The sequence below is a fragment of the Methylobacterium sp. E-041 genome (assembly GCF_022829665.1).
GTDB lineage: Bacteria > Pseudomonadota > Alphaproteobacteria > Rhizobiales > Beijerinckiaceae > Methylobacterium.
In genome coordinates this window covers 198641-219199 of sequence record NZ_JAKSYQ010000285.1, presented here as the reverse complement: position 1 = coordinate 219199, position 20559 = coordinate 198641, and the positions used below count along the sequence as shown (strand labels likewise).

Below are 20559 nucleotides of genomic sequence, written 5' to 3'. Positions count from 1 at the left end.
TAATGACGCATTGATTTTACTTTAGGCTTGTCTTTTCCCAAGTGCCATTTAATCCGCAATCTTCGAATCGTAATTTGGAATTGTCTATTGAAACATTGTATTTACATTTATCTACTTCATTTGGAGAGGGCCACCCATTTCCGGGAAACCCCATGATTGTGATAGAGGTTGATGTGGCCTGGAAAATACCATTTTCGGAAAATGCTTCGCCGGTTTTTGATGTAATTCCGGTAACTGTGCCCTTTGAGTCAAAGCACAAGCGATCGATAATTTCTCCATCTGATTTTTTCCAGCACCCTAAAGCAAACAAGTAAAATGGTGTATTCCTGTTTTTGGCGTATGAATGTCTCGGAATGGCAGTGAAAAAAATTATAGCTACAAGAAAATATGATCGAGATGTTGCAATCAGAAATTTGACAATCCAGACGGATATTGGGGAGATGGCGGCCGATTTTCTATAAAGTTTTACCGACATGCCCGGCCTCCTCGACATGATTCTCGATGGGATTCAAGAGGAAAGCGATCGCCCAGTGCTGGCTGGTGGCGATGTCGACCTGCGCTGGCATCCCCAGCCGCAGTGCAATGTCCGCCCCCTCCGCGCGGACCTGCGCGCGATGCAAGGAGACGAGGAGACGGTAGCCTTGTCCCCCGCGGTCGCCCGACAGGCCGTGAAGTTGCGCCCGACTGATCGTTGGCAACACCTAGTGGTTTCTGTCTATTATTTGTAGAATCGTCATATAGCACGCTATAGATGCTGATAAGCAACGGAACAGGTAGATCATTTGGGTTGTCGGTCGCAACCACATCGTTAGACCCGCGATGAAATCCGTGCCCGGTTATGACAATCGAGCGGTCGACCCGAGCATCGGTGTCGATCAACTTATGAGCATAATTCACCAGTGCATCTTGGTGGCTCCCGCTAACGATGATTTTGACCGGGCCGCCATCAACAGTTTGTGCCATTTTCTTCTCCTAACAATGAGGTTCAATTTATCCTGCAGAGTCGATTTATTTGATTTCTTTCAACGTCTATTCTTTTTATTTTTCCATCAGGGCTTCTTGTTGCATGAATAATAGAACTGCCTCCCACTATATCAGTCACTACTATGTATCTGATGATAGAGGAATCATCCGGCAATTGTTCGATGTGATCATATGTTTCCATAAAAATCCCCTTGACATTCTCGACTGAATACGTCGGGTTGCCTCTTACAGTAGTTATTACAGCACTTTCATCAGAAATATGCACTTTAAATATCTGATGTCCATCCAGCTTGTAAACGAATGTGTCTTTGTCTTTCGTCGGGGAAAAGCTTTTGATTTTGGATACAAATTCCTTTATGTCTGTACATCTATTGAAGATTATTTCCGCATGCGATCTTGAACATGAGGATGATATTGTGAAATAAAACACGGTAAATAACACGTGCATTGTCAACGTACGGAAATAAGCGACCTGTCCTCTGGTTCTATCGTTCATGTCCTGCCTCCGAGACGTGTTTCTCGAGGGGATCGAGGAGGAAGGCGACGATCCGGCGCTTGCCCGTGGCGATGTCGACCTGCGCCGTCATCCCCGGCCGCAGCGCCACCTCCGCCCCTTCCGCGCGGACCTGCGCCCGACACCGAAGCCCGCAAGTGCCGCAAGGCCTCGCGCTGGCGCTCCTTGCGCAGGCTCTGGTCGGCCACCGCCACCTTCTGGAGCGCCTTCACCCGCTGGTCGGCCGCCTCCTTCAGGTGATACTGATGTCACCGATCAAAGTAATGACATCGGCGACTTGAGTATTAACGGAAGCGCCTTGATTATGGCCTGCAATCAATTTGTTTATTTGGAGATCGGCCGCTACCATACCAACCGTACCTGCTGTCAGAGGAGCTACAACAGTAAACAATTCTGCGCCCATTGCTGAAAGATGAGCGCTATTGATCGCCTGCGATAGGGTATCTGAACCAACGCTTGTGGTCGAGTCGATCCCACCAGCCGCACCGGTGATCCGACCAATGACATCAATTGATGGCATTTTTATTTTTCCTGTGAGATGGACACTTAGATTATGTTGTAGATCTTTGTCGCGCGGTACTATCGTCTTCGTATTGATTTGTTTTATCATTTGGTCATAAAAACTTTTTAACAAGAACCATCATAAAAACTATGGTTGAATTTAGCACTATGAAATATGTCATCGGCCTTTTGTTATATACTTTCATTATGCTTGACACCAAGTCTTCGTGTCTTGTCAGTATAAGCCATAGTGACGCGACAAAAGGTAGTATATCTACGCATGATAAAATAATATATAAATCCGCATAGTAATTTCTCTGTCCATTATTGGTTTTACTGAAGTAATAAGCTGATGTAAGGAATAGTGGCATCAAAATTATGGAAGTCTTTATTGCAAATTTTAGAACTATAGTGTTCCGCATGTAGGTCCTCATTTGGACTAAGTTAAATTTATTTAAGAATCTGCTTGTGGTTTTTGCTAGATTTATCTATCGTTCATGTCCTGCCTCCGAGACGTGTTTCTCGATGGGATCGAGGAGGAAGGCGACGATCCGGCGCTTGCCCGTGGCGATGTCGACCTGCGCCGTCATCCCCGGCCGCAGCGCCACCTCCGCCCCTTCCGCGCGGACCTGCGCCCGATCCAGCGAGACGAGGAGACGGTAGCCTTGTCCCTCGCCGTCGCCGGATGCGGTCGGCGCTGGCGCCTGCCCCGGCGGCTTCGGCGCGACGCTCGCCTCGCGGCTCACCAGCCGGACCGCGCCCGGCACCGTGCCGTACCGCGTGAACGGGAACGCCTCGAGCTTCGTCTCCGCCCGCTGGCCCTCGCGCACGAACCCCATCTCCCGGTGCGGCAGGAACGCCTCGACCTCCAGGCGCGCCGCGTCCGGCACGATCGTCATCAGGCTCTCGGCCGCGTTCACCACGCCGCCGAGGGTGTGCACCTTCAGGTCCTGCACCACGCCCGACACCGAAGCCCGCAAGTGCCGCAAGGCCTCGCGCTGGCGCTCCTTGCGCAGGCTCTGGTCGGCCACCGCCACCTTCTGGAGCGCCTTCACCCGCTGGTCGGCCGCCTCCTTCAGGAACTGCGCGTGCACCTGCGCCCGCTTCTGCTCCAGTCCCGCGATCTCCGCACGGAGCTGATGTGCCTGCTCGGGCAGGGATCGTTTCTCGGTCTGCTTGTCGATCAGGTCGTACTGCGCCTGCAGCAGATTGAGCTTCGAGGCGTTGCCGCGATCGTACAGGCCCTTCTGCGTCGCGTAGCGGTCCTCGGCCAGCGGGGTCAGCTCGGTGTTCCTGGCCGTCTCGAACGCCTTGGCGGCGAGGGCCGCATTCTTGTCGGCGATCTCGCTGCCGAGCTCGGCCAGGGCCGCGCGGTGCTCCCTCATCTGCAGCCGCACCTGCTCCTGCGTCGCCGCGAGCAGGGCCGGCTCCACCTCCGCCAAGGGCGCGATCACCGGCTCGGGCGTCTCGCTCAGGAGCAGGCGCGCGGCCTCCGCGTCGAGGAGCGCCTGCATCCGCTCCATGCGGGTGGCTTCCAGGTCCGCCGAGGCCTCCGTCGGGTCGAGGTCGACCAGCACCTCGCCCTCCGCGACATGCTGTCCCTCGAGCACGTGGATGCCGCGCACCACGCTCGTCTCCAGCGGCTGCACCAGCTTGACCTCGCCGACCGGCACGACGCGCCCCTGCGCGGTGGCGACGATCTCGATCTCGCTGAAGCAGGCCCAGCCGACGGCGCCGGCGACCAGCGCCATCAGGACCCAGCCGGTCGCCCGCAAGGTCGGCGAGGCCGGCGTCTCCAGCAGCTCGAGGTGGGCCGGAAGGAAGGCCCGCGCCGTCGCCCTGCCGGCCTCGGGGATCGGGAAGGGGTGAACCTGGCCCATCGTCAACCTCCCGCCACGGCGACGAGGCCGGCGTAGAGCCCACCGGGCCGGGTCGCGAGATCCTGGTGCGTGCCCTCCTCGGCGAGCCGGCCGCGGTCCATCACCAGGATGCGGTCCGCCCCGCGCACCGTCGAAAGCCGATGGGCGATGATCAGCACCGTCCGCCCCCGGCAGATCGCGCGCATGTTGGCCTGGATCGCCCGCTCGCTCTCGTAGTCGAGGGCGCTCGTCGCCTCGTCGAAGATCAGGATGCGCGGATCGGTGGCCAGCGCCCGGGCGATGGCGATCCGCTGGCGCTGGCCGCCCGAGAGGTTGGCGCCGCGCTCCTCCAGGACGGTGTCGTAGGCCTGGGGCAGCTCCAGGATGAAGTCGTGCGCTCCGGCGAGCTGCGCCACCGCGATCACCCGCTCCATCGGCAGCGACGGATCGGCGAGCGCGATGTTCTCGCGCACCGTGCGGGCGAACAGCACGTTCTCCTGCAGCACCACGCCGACCTGCCGCCGCAGCCAGGCCGGGTCCATCAGGGCGAGGTCGACGCCGTCGATCAGCACCTTGCCGCGCTCGGGCACGTGCAGGCGCTGGATCAGGCGCGTCAGGGTCGACTTGCCCGAGCCGGAGCGCCCGACCACGCCGACCACCTCGCCGGCCCGGATCGCGATGTCGACGGCGCGCAGGACCTCGGGGCCGTCGGGGCGGTAGCGGAAGCTCGCGCCCTCCAGCCGGATCGCGCCGCGCAGCGGCGGCAGGTCCTGGCGGGTGCCGGTGCCGGCGAGTTCCGTCGGCGTGTTCAGGATGTCGCCCAGGCGCTCGACGGAGAGGCGGAACTGCTGGAAGTCCTGCCAGAGCTGGGCCAGCCGCAGGACGGGCTGGTTGACCTGCCCGGCCAGCATGTTGAACGCGACCAGCGCCCCGATCGTGAGGGCACCGTCCATCACGTCGTGCGCACCGAACCACAGCACGATCGCCGTCGTCAGCTTGGCCACGAGCTGGATGGCCTGGCTGCCGGCGGCGGCGAGCGACACCACCCGGAACGAGGCGGCGATGTAGGCGGCCAGACCCTCCTCGTAGCGCCGGCGCGCCTGCGGCTCGATCGCCATGGCCTTCACGGTCTCGATGCCCGCCAGGCTCTCGACGAGGAACGATTGCTGCGCGGCGCCCTGCCGGAACTTCTCGTCGACCCGTCGCCGCAGCATCGGCGTGAGAATCAGGCTCAGGGCGACGTAGAGCGGCAGCCCCAGCACGACGATCAGGGTCAGCCTCGGGCTGTAGCTGGTCATCACCGCCAGGAAGACGAACGAGAACACGAGGTCGACGGTCAGCGTCATCGCCGACGAGGTCAGGAACTGGCGCACGTTCTCCAGCTCGCGCATCCGGGCGACGGTCTGCCCGGTGGCGCGCGCGCCGAAGTACGCGATCGGCAGGTCGAGCAGGTGCCGGAACACCTGCGCGCCCAGCACGGCGTCGAGCCGGCTGGTGGTATGCGCGAAGACATGGGTCCTCAGGTAGCCGAGCACCGCCTCGAAGCCGGTGACGGCCACGAGCCCGAGCACCAGCACGTCGAGGGTGGTCAGCCCCTTGTGCACGAGCACCTTGTCGACCACGACCTGGAAGAACAGGGGGGCGGCGAGCCCGAGGAGCTGGATGACGAAGGAGACCGCCAGGATCTCGCCGAACAGGGCCTTGAACCGGGCGGCGGCCGGCAGGAACCAGGCGAGGCTGAAGCGAGTCTCGTGCGGGCCGGGCGCCCCGTCACGGCTGGTCAACAGGACGAGCTCGCCCGACCATTCCTGCGCCAGATCCGCATCGGTCCAGACGGCGGGCGCCTCGCCGGGCCGCTGCACCAAGGTGCGATCGTCCTGCCGGCGGGCCAGCACGAAGAACCGGCCGTCGCGGGATCGGCCGATGGCCGGCAGCGGAAGCGCGGCGAGGCGGGCCGGTCGCGATCGAACCGCTCGGGCACGGAAGTGGCTGCGCCGCGCGGCCAGGACCAGTTCCGATAGCGTCAGAGGCTGTCCCGGGCGTCCGGTCTCGTGCGCGATCCGGGACAGGTCCAGCGGCCGCCGATGAACCGCGGCGACGATGGCGAGGGAGAGGCCGCCCGTGTCGATCAGCGCGTTTTGCTGCTGTCCGGTCCGATGATCGTCGGATGAATGCGCGGCCTGATCGAGCAAAACCGATGCTCCCCCTCGTCTAGGAACGTTAGCCGGATGTCTAGGATCGATATGGCATCTGTAGGCCTGTTTTCTCAAAAGCCATGGTCATGAGTCAAGGCCGCGAGAGACTTTGTTAACGATCAGAAATAACGCCTAAATGAATGCAAGATCCTATTTCGAGGGATTCGGATACAAGCTTCCCGCTGGCATTCGGCGCATTCCGCGACGCGCACATGGCATGCGCGCTTCTCATGTCGGCCGACGCCCATCATTCAAAAGGCATTATTCAAGTGCGGATATAAGAAAACATGCTTGACGTGAGCGGGATTCGATCCTAGCCCTTCCCGGCGGCGTGAGCTTCGATTGCTTGGATAAGGGCAGGATCCTTATGCAAATCACTGGCGCAATTGGTCGGCTGGACACTATCAACGCGGATCCCGGTAGTAGATCCTTCGTCGATACGGATACGGTCTCCGCGGTCCTCTCGATCCTCGCGGCCGCGCATCTACGCCCGATCGGCATCGCTCGCATCGGCCGCGACGACGGACGCCTCGGCCAGCCTCCTAACCTCCAGGAACGCGTCCCGGCCGCACCCTGACCAGCGACCCGGCGAGGCCCCCGACGGCCAGGAGCGCGGACGCGCTCGCGCGGGCCTGGTCCGGCGATCTCCTCCCCCTCGGCGCACGCGAGGGCACGGCGGGGGCGCCTCGATCTTACTTGGTTCCCGACCGCAACTGCTTGGTTCGAGGCGCGGTCGACGAGGTCCGATCACGCTCGACGTGCTGGTCCTCGGCTTGGCCGCGTTCGCCGTCGTCGAACTCAGGTTGTCTTCCTTCGCACGAATAGGGGGCAGCGCACACAGGCATGGAGGCGTGAATCGATGGAACGATGGGAAGCGTCACTCATCGGCTGCTGGCTTGATCCGGGTTCCAAGAAACGGATGGACGTTGGGCCATAATAATAAGACGCATCGATCCAGCAGAACTCTATACTCTGATGGCGCGAGCGGTGCGCTGAAGCGGCTTAGCGTAGAGCGATGCCGTCGGGCTCCGGTACTGCCGCCCCAGCTCACGTTTCATGCGGCAGGCGACGAGCCTTGCCATTTCCTCACAACCGGGTGCGCGACATATGGCGGAGAGCAAGCATGAGCAGTAAGCATTCGTCACGCCTGAACGCGAGAAGACGGCGCGGCGCGATATATCTATGTCTTTACTTGATTTCTGCCAGTGCAACACCGGGCCGCGCAGAGGTGAGGGCAGATGACGCAACCCGGCACGAATCGATCACTCCGGAAACATTCGAAAAGGAATACGTCGAATTAAAAGAGACAAAGCATTTGAGAGCGACGCACAATTCCGAGACTGTCGATATCGTCATCGACACATATGTCAAAGAAATCTACAATAATCACAGCTATAAAATTCATATATTCAGCACCGAAGCCGAAGGTCGCAGATACATTATACCATTCGATCAGCCGGATCATTCATCAGAAGATTTCATCGGCTCTGCATTGTATGACAAATGTCAGGGAAGCGAGGTCAGATTCAAAAAGTCTGATGGTCAAATTCGCATTCTTGAGATCAAGCCCATATGGTCTGATCGGCATCAAGCAAGATATGTACTAAGTCAACTTTCATTTGAGGACGGCAGTATCGCGGGTATCACAAAGATGTACTTCTCCGTCGTGGGGGAGGGGCAATTTACACACCAATGCAAAGATGAGGAATAGGCAGGAGAATTAGGCAATGTCATATATCGCAGCCATGCAGGGGCCGGTACCTCACGGGTTTATCTTTATGGGAACGGCAATGTCGACATTCTTAGTGGAGGAACGAGGGCCGCAAGCGCCTACGATCCGAACGACACCTGCGCGCCTTACGAGCCCGGCGATCCGGAGCCCGGAACGCCTTTCGATCCCGGTGTGCCTGCATTCCGGGTCTCCCGAAGCTGGGCTCCGGTTGAGCGCCGAGGATGGCAGCTACCGGATCGCGGTGGGCCCGGACGGGAGGGCGTGAACGTCGCAGCGCACACCATGCCATTGCATCCCGGAACGGCGGCCCAGACGGATACCGGAACAGGTCAACGGCCTGCGACCGCGGTCCTGTTCGATCCGATCGCGAAGCATCTCGCGGAGGCGGGCATGAGGGACAAACCTCGCTGCGACGTGAATGCTGATCGTTGATGTTTTAGACAGGCGCGAGAAGATGAGAATCATCAGGAAGTGCAATAAAAAATTTATTCTGAGTTCTATATCGATAGTAATTCTATTTACTGCTATATATAATTTTTACGCGCTGATCGGGTTGTTCGTTGGAACAGTTAGATCTACCGAAGACAAAACCAGAGATGCAATGTTCGATAAGGCAATCGAGCAAATTTCTGATGATAAGAGCAAAAAAATCGAACTTTACGATGTCGATCTATCGCACTATTTCGCAAATGTAAGATCCGGCCTAACCGATAAGGAGTACGAAAACTATATCGATAAGCGGCTCGGATTAAAAAGAGGTCCGACGATATCGGAATATCTCGGATATTCACCGGTCTACCAGCTCTCTGGTGGTATTTCTGGTCTTACTCTCAAATCCTATAGTCATAATTTTTCGCTAGACGAACTATTGATATTTGGCTTTTCATTTTCTGATCCGCAATATTCTCATTTAATAAGAACTGGGACACATCTTGTGTATACAGGCGCATTCTAGGAGAACAACCATGGCGACGATCGAGTTGTTTTTCAAGCCGGCGACGAGCTCTGGCGTATCTTCTACTGACGGCGTCGGTGTCGCAAGCCACGGGTTCCTCATTTATAGGGATGATGATGGGCAAGTTACTGGATATGCACGAGGAGGCCCAGAAGCAGCGAGGACATCAAGTTTGACTGGCTTGGGTGTGTTCGGCAACATTGTTACCGATCATGGTCAATATATCGATGGCACTAGAGATTTTGATATATCAGTCCTTCATAACCCTGGATTCATTGTGCATAGTGGAACAAATGATGAAATAGAGGCAATAAAGCAAAAAGATTACAATACTTTGGATCAAATTCAAGATATTGGATTAAAATACAGTCCGTTTTACAGCAACAGCAATTCCGTCGCTGGGACAATATTGAAATCTGACGGTTTCGATGTTCCCCAAGCGGCCTTGAAAAGTATTTATTCGGCTCCTGCCATCGGCCAAGATCTGCTAGATCAGAATTTCATTAACAATGATCGGCAAACACAAGACGCTTTGCGAAATCTATCTGATTCACCGACAACTTACGATGCTTTATCATTTGAGGAAGGTAAGGCAGGCGGTATTACAGCGGTAAGGGGCGATCAAGTCCCTGTAAATCAATCCGACCAAAAGATAGCAGTTGTGGATGATTCTACGGTAAGTATAAATGGGGATAGAAATAGCATAACTCTTGGAATCAATGCCGGCGGCGGGATTTCCGGCACCGGAAATACCATCAACCTGCAGGCCGACAGCAACGAGACCATCGGCATCACGGGCCAGGGGCTGACCGTGACCGGAGACGCCGGCAACGACGTGGTCAACCTCAATGCCGACACCGCGGCCACGGTTTCGGGCGGCGGCTACGTCGGCCTCTGCGGCGACCGCGCGAGCGTCACCCTCACCGACCCGGGCTCATCGGTGCAGATGGTGGGCAATGCCGAGAACGAGTCCGTCAGCGCCAACAATTCCACCATCACATTGAGCGACGGCTCGCTGGTGAACATCAACGGCACCAGCAATACCATCAACCTGCAGGCCGACAGCAACGAGACCATCGGCATCACGGGCCAGGGGCTGACCGTGACCGGAGACGCTGGTAACGACGTGGTCAACCTCAATGCCGACACCGCGGCCACGGTTTCGGGCGGCGGCTATGTCGGCCTCTGCGGCAACGGCGCGACCCTCAAGACCGACGCCGATCAGGCCTTCACCATCAACACTGCCCCGAACGTCACGAACGACACCATCTACGCCGACAACTCGACCATCAACCTCGCCCCGGGCTGGTCTGGCAGCATCTACGGCCTGGGCCTGACCATCAACATGAGCCCCGACAGCGGCTCGGACGTCACGGTCTACGGCTTCGACGATCAGGTCACCGGTAGCCGGGGCGACACCCTGCAGGCCGACGCCTACGATCCGAACGACACCAGCGACCCCTACGCGCCTTACGAGCCCGGCGATCCGGAGCCCGGAACGCCTTTCGATCCCGGTGATTTCGACCCGTTTGATCCCCTGGATCCCTACGATGACGAACGCGTCGCGACGACGTCGACCAAATCCCCGCCTGCCGCTCCGAGCGCGACCGCGGCGCACGACATCCCCAGCATGCAGGCAGGCGCTTCCGCCACCCTCGCGAGCGATGCACCCTCCGCGATCGACTCCTCGAGCCACATTGCGACGCAGGTGTCGCAACTCGTTTCAGCGATGGCGGCCTTCGGTGGGAGCTCGGCCGGCATTACCAACCTGACGACCGCCACGTTGACGGCGAACACGACGCTGACCGCCAATCCGAGCCAGGCCACGCACGCGTTCCGCCACGCAGCCTGACATCTCCCCGGTCCGGGGGGGGGCGCCCCCAGACCTCACGGGCGTGAGGACGGGCCCGACGGCGAGCGCGGCATCGTCCAGCAGACGGCCCCGTTCCGGTCCGCCTGCGCGCCAGGATGGTCGATCATGGCCCCGTCCCTGCGCGTATGGTCCCCGTCGGAAGTTCGGTCGCGCATCGTGGATCGATGCCTTCGTGTGGAGGATGTCCACACGGAGGCTCTCGCTGGGCCGAGGTCCCAAGCCTCCCCCACTCGGTCGCGGACTCATAAAGCTCGCAGCCTGACCCGGACGGCAGCGCGTTTGACGCTGGCGAGGGAGTTGTCGGGATCCGTGTCGTAGCGCGTGGCGACGGCGCGGGCGTGCTTGATCTTGCCGAAGAAGCGCTCGACCCGGTTGCGGTACTCGTACGGGAACGGGCTGAAGGCCAGGACCTGCTTGCGGTTGGCATCGGCACCGACCGTCACGAGGACCGGTCGGGCACCGATATGGAGCATGACCCGCGTCCCCTTCACGCGCGCAGCGAGATCCCGCGGTGGACGCTGCCGCAGGTGATCGGTCCCGGTCTTCGGATCCTTCCAGGGACGGGCCATGCGAAGCGCCCTGTGTGAGACCGCTGTGCGAGAGTCGGCAGTCCCTAAGTCCTTGTCGAACCATAACGTCTTGCGCAGAAAGGCGAAAGGCTGGTGCCGGTGGAGAGGATCGAACTCCCGACCTTCGGTTTACAAAACCGCTGCACTACCGCTGTGCTACACCGGCGGGCATTCCGAAACCCTTGACAGACCTAAGGGTTCTGGCGCGTCAGGGGCGTCTTTGACTACGTTTGACGGCGCTTCGTCAAGGCGCGGGATGCGGCGCGGTCCCCGTCGCGATCCGCCCCGCCCGCCGGCCGCGACGCGCGACTCATCGTCGACTCCCCGTTCGTCGAAGCCCGCACATCGCTCGTTGCCGGACCGTCGGTCGCGGCGGCTGGCCGGAACAGTGCCCTGCGTGCCGCGATTGGTCCGTCGCCGCGACGAGGAACGGAGGGCGCGATGCCGAAACGGAACAGCAAGGCGTGGGCGCTCGGCGTGACGGCTGCGGCGCTCGCCTGGAGCGGCGCCGCCCTCGCGCTCTCGGGCGCGGCCCCGACGCCACCGGGCGGCCAGCTCCCGGCGACGGCCCCCGGGGGCACCGAGGGCATCGCCGGCCCGCGCAACGTGGATGAGGCGATCCGCAGCGGGAATGCCTACGCGGTCCGACCCGATGGCTCTCGCAAGGTCCACCGGCGACAGCCGAGCGTCGATCCCTCCCGTCGATAGCCGGGTGGCCGACCGGCCTCGTGGTTCCGGTGGCGGTCGGCGATCCCGACGGTTGCCCCGGGGCGCCTCCGTCGGCGGAGCACTCGACGACGGAATGGAACTTGGCGAGTGAGCAGAGCTTGGCGAGGGAGCAGGGAACGCGCGCGCTGCTCGCCGCTTTGCCCGCGGATACATCCTGGGAGCGAGACGATGAGCGACGCCGACACCCCGCGACCGGGCGACGATCCGGCGCCGATCGGAGACCCGTCGCCGGGCCCCCAGGAGCCGACCGGCGATCCGATGCCCGACCTCGGCCCGACGCCGCCGATGGACGACGCGGCCGCGATCGCGCAGACCGAGGAGCAGCCGAGCTAGCGGCTCTCAGTCGACCCGCTTCCGGTATCGGTTGCCGGTCGCGTCGGTGAGGATGATCGCGGCCGTGGTCGCGGGATCGGCCGCGATGGCGGCCGGCGCGGTGATGGCCTCGGCGCGGCGCATCGATTGCGCCTGATCCATCGCAACGACGCCGAGCGCCGCCACGGTGATCGCGGACCACAATCCGGCTACGGCGACGGTGGGGATCTTCGGCACGCTGGAACCCTTACGATGGATCGTAGGATGCCGGTGATCGGTTAATGAGGCCGATCCACGGCGGGCGCTCAGTCCAAAAAGACGCGGACCCCGTCGGTGTTGAGGATGTCGCGCTGGTCGGCGCACCAGCGCTCTGCGCCGACCTCCGCGATCTCCCGAGCGAGGCGCTGCCCTTCCTCGTCGATCGCGGCCTGCGCCTGCCGGTGGCCGATCGCCTTGTCGAGGGTGGGACGAACCGTCCGGAGCAGCCCGTCCGACACCGTGTCGTCGATCGTGTAGGTCTTCCGGCAGTACAGCGTGATGCCGGCCTGCGCCCCGACGATGCGCACCATCCCCTGGACCATCTCGGCCTCCTCCTCGGCCGGGGACGGCGCGGCGAGACAGGGGCCGGCGCAGAGGATCAGGGCGAAGGCGACGCGTGCGTAGGTCATCGGCGGATCCATGGCCGACGACCCTCCCTCGGCGTCGCGGCAACGTCTCAACACCCGAGGGCAACGCTCGGCTCCCTCGGCCGCTTGCGCGAGCGCCGTGACCCGACTCCGCGCGCGCCGCCGGCCGAGGCGTCCCTTGCGTCGCGGCGAGGCCCGGCCGTGGATCGTCGGCCGGGCCCGGGCGGCGCATCGGCGCCGCAAGCGGCGTATCAGAAGCGATAGGTGAAGTTGCCCTTCGCCGCATGGTCCTCGGCGCGGGACCCGACCTGCCCGGTATAGGCGATGCCGATCGTGGCGTTGGCCGAGACCCGCAGGTCGAGCCCGGCCTCGGCGACGAGGGCGTCGCGGTCGATCGGGATGCCGGCGGTCAGGAAGCTCGGTCCGGTGCCGAAGGCGAGCAGCGCCTTGGGCACGACGTCGCCGAAGGCGCGGCGGTAGCCGATCAGGCCATGGGCCGAGACCGGCGTCCCGAACCCGAGGTCGAGGCTCGTCTGCGCCCGGACGCCGGCGGTGGCCGCCCCGAGGTCGTAATCGCGGGCGAAGCTCGTGAGCGCCGCGAGGCCCCCGGTCTCCACGAAGCGGTCGCGCCCGATCGAGACGTAGGCGCCCCCGACGAACGGCTCGATGTAGCTGAGCGCCTGGACCGCCGGCGCGACGGGATCCTTCGAGACCAGCGCCGAGCGGCCCTCGCCGAGGAAGATCCGGTAGCCGATCTCGCCGAAACCCTGGATCGTCGAGCCCCCGGTGCGGGCGCTCGGCGTGTCGGTCAGCCCGGCGAACAGAGCGGTGCGGCGCGTGCGCGCCGAATTGTCGGCGTAGACCGCGCCCAGCCGCAGCGCGACCGGGCCGAGCTCGTAGCCGCCGTAGACGCCGCCGAAGCCGCTCTCGATCGTCGCCGATTGCAGGCGGCCGGCCGTGTCGAGGCTGGTCGTGGTGTAGCCGCCGGCCACGCCGACCCGGATGCCGTTCTCGAGGCGCACGTCGCCGCCGAGCACGAAGCCCGAGGTCTGGCGGTTGAGCCCGGCGGCGTTGCCGTCGGTCCGCGCCTGCCCGAAGGCGCCGAAGCCCTGGCCCCAGAACCCGGCGACCCGCGGATCGATCACCTGCATCGGCACCGGCGACGGCGCGACGCGGCGCCCCGGCAGGTCCGCCGTGTAGGTGGCGGGCAGGGTGCCGTAGCTCAGGCTCTCGGGCGCCCCGGGGGTGGAGCCCCAGCGCATCCGGTCGAGGATCGCCTCGCGGACGAAGAACGCGGTCTCGAACTCGGCCGAGACCGTGCTCGCGTGGATGTCGCCGGCCAGCGACCCGAAGGCGCTGCGCGCCGCCTCCGGGTTGGTGGTCACGAGGATGGTCTCGTAGAGGCGGTTGCCGGCGCCGAGGCCTTCGATGCCGGCACCGACCGCGGACTGGTTGCGCGTCGTGCCGACCGAGGCGAAGGTCGTCGCGTTGCGCGACACCGAGAGGTCGACGGCGTTGGCGCCGTAGGCGAGGTCGGTCCCGATGAAGGTGTAGCTCGGGGTCGCGAGGTCGAAGCGCCCGGCGACGCCGCCGGCCGCGGTCAGGATGGTGTAGCGCTGCCCGAGCAGGCTCCGGGCTTCGGCCGCGCTGAGCGGCGCGGCGGCGTTCTCCAGCGACACCGAGACGGTGCCGCCGGCGATCTGCGCCGTGCCGGCCGCCGCGATCCGGTCGCTGCGCCCGCCCGGCGCGACCTCGACGGCGTAGAGCGAGCCGGCCGCGAAGGTCGCGTTGCCGGCGACCGTCAGCGTCCCGATGCTGTTGCCCGGCGCGACCGTTCCGCCGCCGCGGACGTTGAGGGCGCCGACGCTGCCGCCGCCGCCGAGGGTGCCGCCCGCGTTGACGTTGGCCGTCGAGGTGATGGAGCCGTTGACCGCGAGGAGGCCGCCGTTCACCTCGGTGGTGCCGGTATAGGTGCTGGCCCCGGTCAGCTCGAGCACGCCGCCGCCGGACTTCGTCAGGCCGCCCTGGTAGGTGCGCGCGAGAAAGGCCTGGTCGCGGGCGACCCGCCATCCGTACTCGGCCTGCTCGTCGGGCGTCGCCGTCGCGGGCAGCCCGTTCGTCCAGCCGCGCGCCGCCTTCGTCTGCTCCCAGGCCGCGTGCTCGGCGCTGTCCTCGACGAAGCGCTGGCGCAGGGCCGCGTCGGAGATGTTGTTCGACCAGGTGTCGGCGACGCCGGCGCCGAGGCTGGCGTCGAAGCGGCCGAGGAACTGGCCCGGGCCGTTCATCGCGCGGCCGAGGTCGATCTTGCCCCAGCCGAAGACCTCGTTCGGCACGTCGGCGGGGCCGGTCCCGAGATGGGTGGCGGTGGTCAGCAGCACGTCGCGCGCCTGCTCGTTGGTCATGTAGGCGTAGCGCTCCATCACCAGCGCCAGGGCGCCGGAGACGTGCGGGGCCGACATCGAGGTGCCGCTCTTCACCCCGTAGCCGGCCTCGCCGGTCGTCAGGTTGACCACCGTCGAGGTGATGCTGCGGCCGGGCGCGGCGATGCACCAGTACTTGGCGACGCCGCAGCGGTTGAACTGGGTCTGGTCGGCGGCATTCAGGCCCGACGCGGCGATCCAGTCCTTCTCGAGGTCCGGCTGGAAGTAGGGCAGCGCCGCGCGGATGGTCGGGTTGTTGACCCCGGCGTTTCCGGCGGCGACGACCTGGATCACGCCGGCGCGGCCCGCATCCGCGATGGCGTTGAGCCAGCTCAGCTGGCGCGTGAAGGGGGCGTAGGCGGCCGTGAGGCCGGCCAGCGTGTTGTAGTTGTCGCGCGGCGGCGGGCTGCCCCAGCTGCTGTTGATCAGCCGTGCGCCCTGCGCGACGAGGTTGCCGTAGGCGCCCTTGAAGTAGGCGTAGTCCGCGTTCGGGCCGTAGATCGACGAGTCGGTGCCGTTGGTGTTGGTCGCGATCAGCTGGGCGCCGAAGGCGACGCCGTGGGTGCCGGTGCCGTCGCGGTTGGCGACGATGGTGCCGTCGACGTGGGTGCCGTGGTCGTCGTTGACGCCGCGCACCCAGGTGCCGGGCACCGAATAGGGCTGGCCGGCGGTGAAGAAGTCCGAGCGCGTCGTGCCGCTGTCGTAGCGGAAGCTGCTCGAGGAATAGCTGCCGGTGTTGGTGATCGCCCGAGCGCGACCGGCGAATTCCGGATGCGTCCCGAGGAACCCCGAATCCACCGAGCCGACCAGGACGCCCCTGCCGGTGATGCCGCGGGCATAGGCTTGGTCGGCGTTCATCGAGGCCTTGCCGTAATCGGCGAGGTATTCCGGGGTGCGCCAGCTCGCCGGGTCGCCGACGCGACCGGGATCCTGGTAGCCGGCCGACTGCGCCAGAGCCGCCGGGGAAACCGTCGCGCACAGGGCATAGGTCAGGCCTGCGACGCCGAGCGCGCGCGGACGAAAGGTCAAGGGCATGGATGTCACCGTATTCGAGTGAAGAACTACGGCCGATGGCGGCACGCGAAGGTGCGTGTTCTTTCCGAAGAATGCGATCGACGCATTCCTTCGGGCATTCACGATGTCTTGTCGATGCGCATCGTTCTTGAACTCAGTAACGTATGAGCCTCACGTTTCCGTGACTCAAGCTGGAAACGAATGGAAATCCCGATCGCTCGGGATTGTGGCCGGGCGGCAACATTCGCGCTGTGGAGGAGCGCCCTGCCGGCGCGGCGACGGCCGGCGGAGGGTGCCGCGACCCAGGGACCCAGCGCCCTGGCGGGAGGCGGCGAAGAGCTTATCTGCAGCCTCACGGAACGATCGTTCCCGGATGCCGCGATCCGCGGACGCGTCCGGACGCGCCGGTCCGTCGTGCGCGTCCCGAGGGTCCGGCGTCCGGTTCGTCGAGGGCAAGCACGTCGAAGCAAGATCCGGAGCGCCCGGTCCGACACGGTCGGATCGCGCTCCGCGGTCGGGGAGAGGTGCAGACCCAGCCGATGTCAGAGACCGATCCGGAAGCCAACCGCTTTTCCGCCCGCGCCAGCCGCTACGCCCGCGTCGGCGCCAATGTCGGCGGCGTCGCCGCGCGGATGGCGGGCGCACGCCTATTCGGCAAGGAGGGCACCACCAACGCGGCGGCGCTCGCCCAGGCGCTCGGCGGCCTCAAGGGCCCGATCATGAAGGTGGCGCAGCTGCTCGCCACCGTGCCCGACCTGCTGCCGCCCGAATACGCGGCCGAGCTGCAGAAGCTGCAATCGGATGCGCCGCCGATGGGCGCGGCCTTCGTCAAGCGCCGGATGCAGGCCGAGCTCGGCGTCGGCTGGCAGGCGCGGTTCGAGCGCTTCGACCTGAAGCCCGCCGCCGCCGCCTCGCTCGGCCAGGTCCATCGCGCCACCGCGCTCGACGGCACGGCGCTCGCCTGCAAGCTGCAGTACCCGGACATGCAGTCGGCGGTGGAAGCCGATCTGAAGCAGCTCGAGGTCGCCTTCGCCCTGCACCGGCGGATGAATTCCTGGCTCGACACCCGCGAGATCGCCAAGGAGATCGGCGCCCGGGTGCGGGAGGAGCTCGACTACGCCCGCGAGGCCAAGCACGGCGCGCTCTACGGCGCCGTGCTCAAGGACATCGCGCAGGTGCGCGTGCCGGCGATCCACGAGGACCTTTCGACCAAGCGCCTGCTCACGCTCGGCTGGCTCGACGGCGAGCGCATCCTGAGCTTCACCGAGTCGCCGGTCGAGATCCGCAACCGCATCGCGCAGGCGATGTTCAAGGCGTGGTGGCACCCGTTCAGCCGCGCCGCGGTGATCCACGGCGACCCGCATCTCGGCAACTACACCGTGTTCTCGGAGGGCGGCGCGGGGGACCGGGAGCCGCAGGGCATCAACCTGCTCGATTACGGCTGCGTGCGGATCTTCCATCCGCGCTTCGTCGGCGGCGTGGTCGACCTCTACCGCGGCCTCCTCACCGACGACATGGCCCGGATCGTCCACGCCTACGAGGTCTGGGGCTTCAAGGACCTCGACAAGGAGAAGATCGAGATCCTCAACATCTGGGCGCGGTTCATCTACGGGCCGCTGCTGGAGGACCGCACCCGCACCGTCGCCGACGGGGTGAAGCCGGGCGAATACGGCCGGCGCCAGGCCTTTGAGGTGCACCAGGCCCTCAAGGCGCGGGGCCCGGTGACGGTGCCGCAGGAATTCGTGTTCATGGACCGGGCCGCCGTCGGCCTGGGCGCGGTGTTCCTGCACCTCAAGTCCGAGCTGAACTACCACCGCCTGTTCGAGGCCGAGATCGAGCGCTTCAGCCTCGACGCCCTCGCCGCGCGGCAGGCCGAGGCGCTCGGCGCGGTGGGGCTGGCCCTGCCGGCCTGACCGGGGCGGCGGGCCGCGGAGGCGGCCTTCGCCGGCTCACGATCGCGTGTTCGGCGGGTGTTTTGTGCGCAAGTGAATTGAGGCCCAAGCGAAGCCGTGCGATGCCGGTTGCGGCCGATTGCGGCAGCAATAAGCTTGGGCTAAACCCGCACCCATCGAGAGTGGTAGCGTCGAGGACGAGCGCACGATGGCCGATACGAAGGGCGTTTCCGGGGTGGCCTACAGCCCCGCGATGGACGCGAAGACGCACGAGCAGACCTATCGGGGATTCGTCCGCTTCGTCGAGATCGCCACCGGGGTGGTGATCTGCTGGGTGCTCGCGCTGGCGGTCGGCGGCATCCGCGAGGCTTGGCTCACGGCGATCCTCGGCGTCGTCCTGTCGAGTGCGGCCGGCGCGCTCGGCGCCTTCGCTCCGAACATCGGCTGGCGCGCGCCTTGCGTCGTGGCCATCCTGATGGCGCTCTACCTCGCCTTCGCCTGAACGCTCGTCCTCTCCCTGAGCCCGGGACGGTCCGCGCCCCGCGCCCGGGCCTGCCATTACAATCGTAACGCTTCCGTCAGTCCGTCCGTTCAACCCGCCTCGAAAAGCCGTTCCATTTCGCGCATTCGGGAGCGGTCCATCGAGGGGAAATCCTGAATGCGCATCGCTGTCCTGTCGGAGACCGATTCCGCGGAACCGCGGGTCGCGGCGGTGCCCGAGACGGTCAAGAAGTTCCTGGCGCTCGGCGCGGACGTGACCGTGCAGTCGGGCGCCGGGCTGAAGGCCGGCATGCCGGATTCCGAGTACGAGGCCGTCGGCGCCTCGGTCGCGGCCTCGGCCGAGGAGGCCGCCCGCGACGCCGACCTGATCCTCAAGGTCCGCCGCCCCGCCGCCGACGAGCTGAAGCTCCTGAAGCGGGGCGCCGTGGTCGTCGCGATCATGGACCCCTACGGCCGCGAGGCCGAGCTGCAGGCGATGGCCGAGGCCGGCGTCGACGGCTTCGCCATGGAGCTGATGCCGCGCATCACCCGTGCGCAGGTGATGGACGTGCTCTCGAGCCAGGCCAACCTCGCCGGCTACCGTTCGGTGGTCGACGGTGCCTCCGAGTACGGCCGCGCCATGCCGATGATGATGACGGCGGCCGGCACCGTGCCCGCCGCCCGCGTGTTCGTGATGGGCGTCGGCGTCGCCGGGCTGCAGGCGATCGCCACGGCACGCCGCATGGGCGCGGTCGTCACCGCCACCGACGTGCGCCCCGCCACCAAGGAGCAGGTCGAGTCGCTCGGCGCGAAGTTCGTCGCCGTCGAGGACGACGAGTTCAAGCAGGCCGAGACCAAGGGCGGCTACGCCAAGGAGATGTCGGCCGAGTACCAGAAGAAGCAGGCCGAGCTGGTCGCGACCCACATCGCAAAGCAGGACATCGTCATCACCACGGCGCTGATCCCCGGGCGCCCGGCGCCGAAGCTCGTCTCGGCGGCGATGGTCGCCTCGATGAAGCCCGGCTCGGTGCTGGTCGACCTCGCGGTCGAGCGCGGCGGCAACGTCGAGGGCGCCAAGCCCGGCGAGGTCGTGGTGAACGATCGCGGCGTGAAGATCGTCGGCCACCTCAACGTCGCCGGCCGCCTCGCGGCGAGCGCCTCGGCGCTCTACGCCCGCAACCTCTACGCCTTCGTCGAGACCCTGGTCGACAAGGAGTCGAAGGCTCTGGCGATCAAGTGGGACGACGAGCTCGTCAAGGCCACGAACCTGACCCACGACGGCGCCGTCGTGCACCCGTCCTTCCAGCCGAAGGCCGACGCGGCGGTCGCCGACCGCCCGCAGGACGCGCCGCAATCCGAGCAGGCCTCGGTCGGGCTGTCGAAGACCGGGGTGTCGCAGTCACCCAGCACACAGGCAACGGGCGCGGCGTAGGCCGGTCGCGAGGAGCATAACGATGGCCAACATCCCCCCCGATCAGGCGGTCGACCAGACCCGCGTCCTCGCCGACACCGCGCGCTCGGCCGCTGCCGCCGCGCGCAACGCCGCCGACCAGGCCCAGGCCATCGCCGACGGCGTCGGCCACGGTCTCAGCGCCGTGACCCACGGCGCGGTCGACGCCACCGTGTTCCAGCTCGCGATCTTCGTGCTCGCGATCTTCGTCGGCTACTACGTGGTGTGGTCGGTGACCCCGGCGCTGCACACGCCGCTGATGTCGGTCACCAACGCGATCTCGTCGGTGATCATCGTCGGCGCGATCCTGGCCGCCGGCGTGCCCCTGATCGAGAAGGGCACCGGCTGGGCCCGCGCCTTCGGGTTCATCGGCATCGTGCTGGCGAGCGTGAACATCTTCGGCGGCTTCCTGGTGACCCAGCGCATGCTCGCCATGTACAAGAAGAAGGCCTGA

General features: G+C 64.6%; 18 protein-coding genes, 1 tRNA gene and 1 pseudogene. 9 read left to right on the top strand and 11 right to left on the bottom strand.

What is annotated here, in order from left to right:
• Positions 1 to 16: 16 nt before the first annotated feature.
• From MKK70_RS26720 to MKK70_RS26695, 6 genes are all read right to left on the bottom strand, one after another.
• A complete protein-coding gene (locus MKK70_RS26720) occupies positions 17 to 475 on the bottom strand; it encodes a hypothetical protein (protein WP_243950911.1) in 459 nt (152 codons plus the stop codon).
• On the bottom strand, positions 456 to 701 hold the full coding sequence (locus MKK70_RS26715; protein WP_243935107.1) for a hypothetical protein: 246 nt from the start codon (positions 699 to 701) through the stop codon (positions 456 to 458). Before MKK70_RS26715 ends, MKK70_RS26720 begins: the two co-directional genes overlap by 20 nt.
• A gap of 284 nt (positions 702 to 985) precedes the next feature.
• Positions 986 to 1480, bottom strand: a complete 495-nt coding sequence (locus MKK70_RS26710) for a hypothetical protein (protein ID WP_243950910.1) — start codon at positions 1478 to 1480, stop codon at positions 986 to 988.
• A 250-nt stretch (positions 1481 to 1730) separates the two neighbouring features.
• A complete protein-coding gene (locus tag MKK70_RS26705; RefSeq protein ID WP_243950908.1) occupies positions 1731 to 2132 on the bottom strand; it encodes a hypothetical protein in 402 nt (133 codons plus the stop codon).
• Positions 2133 to 2487: 355 nt separating this feature from the next.
• Positions 2488 to 3879 carry an HlyD family type I secretion periplasmic adaptor subunit gene (locus MKK70_RS26700; RefSeq protein WP_243950906.1) on the bottom strand — a complete coding sequence of 464 codons (1392 nt, stop codon included), beginning with the start codon at positions 3877 to 3879 and terminating at the stop codon, positions 2488 to 2490.
• Between the two features lie 2 nt (positions 3880 to 3881).
• Positions 3882 to 6050, bottom strand: coding sequence for a type I secretion system permease/ATPase (locus MKK70_RS26695; RefSeq protein WP_243950904.1), 2169 nt, complete (start codon positions 6048 to 6050; stop codon positions 3882 to 3884).
• Positions 6051 to 7176: 1126 nt separating this feature from the next.
• Here MKK70_RS26695 and MKK70_RS26690 point away from each other — a divergent pair.
• The 3 genes from MKK70_RS26690 to MKK70_RS26680 all read left to right on the top strand — a co-directional run bounded on the left by MKK70_RS26690 (position 7177) and on the right by MKK70_RS26680 (position 10592).
• The gene (locus MKK70_RS26690; RefSeq protein WP_243935101.1) at positions 7177 to 7764 is read left to right on the top strand and encodes a hypothetical protein; all 588 of its coding nucleotides are present in this window, start codon (positions 7177 to 7179) and stop codon (positions 7762 to 7764) included.
• 439 nt (positions 7765 to 8203) lie between these two features.
• Positions 8204 to 8740 (top strand): hypothetical protein, encoded by a 537-nt coding sequence (locus MKK70_RS26685; protein WP_243935100.1) that lies wholly within the window; start codon positions 8204 to 8206, stop codon positions 8738 to 8740.
• A gap of 10 nt (positions 8741 to 8750) precedes the next feature.
• Positions 8751 to 10592 carry a hypothetical protein gene (locus tag MKK70_RS26680; RefSeq protein ID WP_243950902.1) on the top strand — a complete coding sequence of 614 codons (1842 nt, stop codon included), beginning with the start codon at positions 8751 to 8753 and terminating at the stop codon, positions 10590 to 10592.
• A 263-nt stretch (positions 10593 to 10855) separates the two neighbouring features.
• On the opposite strand, the pseudogene MKK70_RS26675 reads toward MKK70_RS26680, so the two are convergent.
• Together MKK70_RS26675 and MKK70_RS26670 are read right to left on the bottom strand one after the other, a co-directional pair.
• Positions 10856 to 11035: pseudogene (locus MKK70_RS26675) on the bottom strand (IS5/IS1182 family transposase); the annotation flags it as partial.
• 238 nt (positions 11036 to 11273) lie between these two features.
• A tRNA-Thr gene (locus tag MKK70_RS26670) sits at positions 11274 to 11348 on the bottom strand.
• A 275-nt stretch (positions 11349 to 11623) separates the two neighbouring features.
• On the opposite strand from MKK70_RS26670, the gene MKK70_RS26665 reads away from it, so the two are divergent.
• Both MKK70_RS26665 and MKK70_RS26660 read left to right on the top strand, forming a co-directional pair.
• Positions 11624 to 11890 carry a hypothetical protein gene (locus MKK70_RS26665; protein ID WP_147858906.1) on the top strand — a complete coding sequence of 89 codons (267 nt, stop codon included), beginning with the start codon at positions 11624 to 11626 and terminating at the stop codon, positions 11888 to 11890.
• Between the two features lie 189 nt (positions 11891 to 12079).
• Positions 12080 to 12244, top strand: a complete 165-nt coding sequence (locus MKK70_RS26660) for a hypothetical protein (protein WP_187274755.1) — start codon at positions 12080 to 12082, stop codon at positions 12242 to 12244.
• A gap of 6 nt (positions 12245 to 12250) precedes the next feature.
• Here MKK70_RS26660 and MKK70_RS26655 read toward each other — a convergent pair whose 3' ends face one another.
• The 3 genes from MKK70_RS26655 to MKK70_RS30750 form a co-directional block, all read right to left on the bottom strand.
• Complete coding sequence (locus MKK70_RS26655; RefSeq protein WP_243932808.1) at positions 12251 to 12460, bottom strand: hypothetical protein; 210 nt, start codon at positions 12458 to 12460, stop codon at positions 12251 to 12253.
• Positions 12461 to 12528: 68 nt separating this feature from the next.
• Positions 12529 to 12891: a hypothetical protein gene (locus MKK70_RS26650; protein ID WP_147726540.1), complete on the bottom strand. Its 363-nt coding sequence runs from the start codon at positions 12889 to 12891 to the stop codon at positions 12529 to 12531.
• 209 nt (positions 12892 to 13100) lie between these two features.
• Complete coding sequence (locus MKK70_RS30750; protein WP_279593057.1) at positions 13101 to 16304, bottom strand: autotransporter serine protease; 3204 nt, start codon at positions 16302 to 16304, stop codon at positions 13101 to 13103.
• A gap of 518 nt (positions 16305 to 16822) precedes the next feature.
• On the opposite strand from MKK70_RS30750, the gene MKK70_RS26630 reads away from it, so the two are divergent.
• From MKK70_RS26630 to MKK70_RS26615, 4 genes are all read left to right on the top strand, one after another.
• Positions 16823 to 18196, top strand: coding sequence for an ABC1 kinase family protein (locus tag MKK70_RS26630; protein ID WP_147726542.1), 1374 nt, complete (start codon positions 16823 to 16825; stop codon positions 18194 to 18196).
• Between the two features lie 187 nt (positions 18197 to 18383).
• Positions 18384 to 18677 (top strand): aa3-type cytochrome c oxidase subunit IV, encoded by a 294-nt coding sequence (locus tag MKK70_RS26625; RefSeq protein ID WP_147726543.1) that lies wholly within the window; start codon positions 18384 to 18386, stop codon positions 18675 to 18677.
• A 156-nt stretch (positions 18678 to 18833) separates the two neighbouring features.
• Positions 18834 to 20087 (top strand): Re/Si-specific NAD(P)(+) transhydrogenase subunit alpha, encoded by a 1254-nt coding sequence (locus MKK70_RS26620; RefSeq protein ID WP_243938380.1) that lies wholly within the window; start codon positions 18834 to 18836, stop codon positions 20085 to 20087.
• Positions 20088 to 20109: 22 nt separating this feature from the next.
• Entirely contained in the window at positions 20110 to 20559 is a 450-nt protein-coding gene (locus MKK70_RS26615) for an NAD(P) transhydrogenase subunit alpha (RefSeq protein WP_147726547.1), read from the top strand.

Coding starts and splice junctions, on each gene's coding strand:
- MKK70_RS26720 (WP_243950911.1), bottom strand. CDS start 475: ATGTCGGTAAAACTTTATAGAAAATCGGCCGCCATCTCCCCAATATCC.
- MKK70_RS26710 (WP_243950910.1), bottom strand. CDS start 1,480: ATGAACGATAGAACCAGAGGACAGGTCGCTTATTTCCGTACGTTGACA.
- MKK70_RS26700 (WP_243950906.1), bottom strand. CDS start 3,879: ATGGGCCAGGTTCACCCCTTCCCGATCCCCGAGGCCGGCAGGGCGACG.
- MKK70_RS26690 (WP_243935101.1), top strand. CDS start 7,177: ATGAGCAGTAAGCATTCGTCACGCCTGAACGCGAGAAGACGGCGCGGC.
- MKK70_RS26685 (WP_243935100.1), top strand. CDS start 8,204: ATGCTGATCGTTGATGTTTTAGACAGGCGCGAGAAGATGAGAATCATC.
- MKK70_RS26680 (WP_243950902.1), top strand. CDS start 8,751: ATGGCGACGATCGAGTTGTTTTTCAAGCCGGCGACGAGCTCTGGCGTA.
- MKK70_RS26665 (WP_147858906.1), top strand. CDS start 11,624: ATGCCGAAACGGAACAGCAAGGCGTGGGCGCTCGGCGTGACGGCTGCG.
- MKK70_RS26660 (WP_187274755.1), top strand. CDS start 12,080: ATGAGCGACGCCGACACCCCGCGACCGGGCGACGATCCGGCGCCGATC.
- MKK70_RS26650 (WP_147726540.1), bottom strand. CDS start 12,891: ATGACCTACGCACGCGTCGCCTTCGCCCTGATCCTCTGCGCCGGCCCC.
- MKK70_RS30750 (WP_279593057.1), bottom strand. CDS start 16,304: ATGCCCTTGACCTTTCGTCCGCGCGCGCTCGGCGTCGCAGGCCTGACC.
- MKK70_RS26630 (WP_147726542.1), top strand. CDS start 16,823: ATGTCAGAGACCGATCCGGAAGCCAACCGCTTTTCCGCCCGCGCCAGC.
- MKK70_RS26625 (WP_147726543.1), top strand. CDS start 18,384: ATGGCCGATACGAAGGGCGTTTCCGGGGTGGCCTACAGCCCCGCGATG.
- MKK70_RS26620 (WP_243938380.1), top strand. CDS start 18,834: ATGCGCATCGCTGTCCTGTCGGAGACCGATTCCGCGGAACCGCGGGTC.
- MKK70_RS26615 (WP_147726547.1), top strand. CDS start 20,110: ATGGCCAACATCCCCCCCGATCAGGCGGTCGACCAGACCCGCGTCCTC.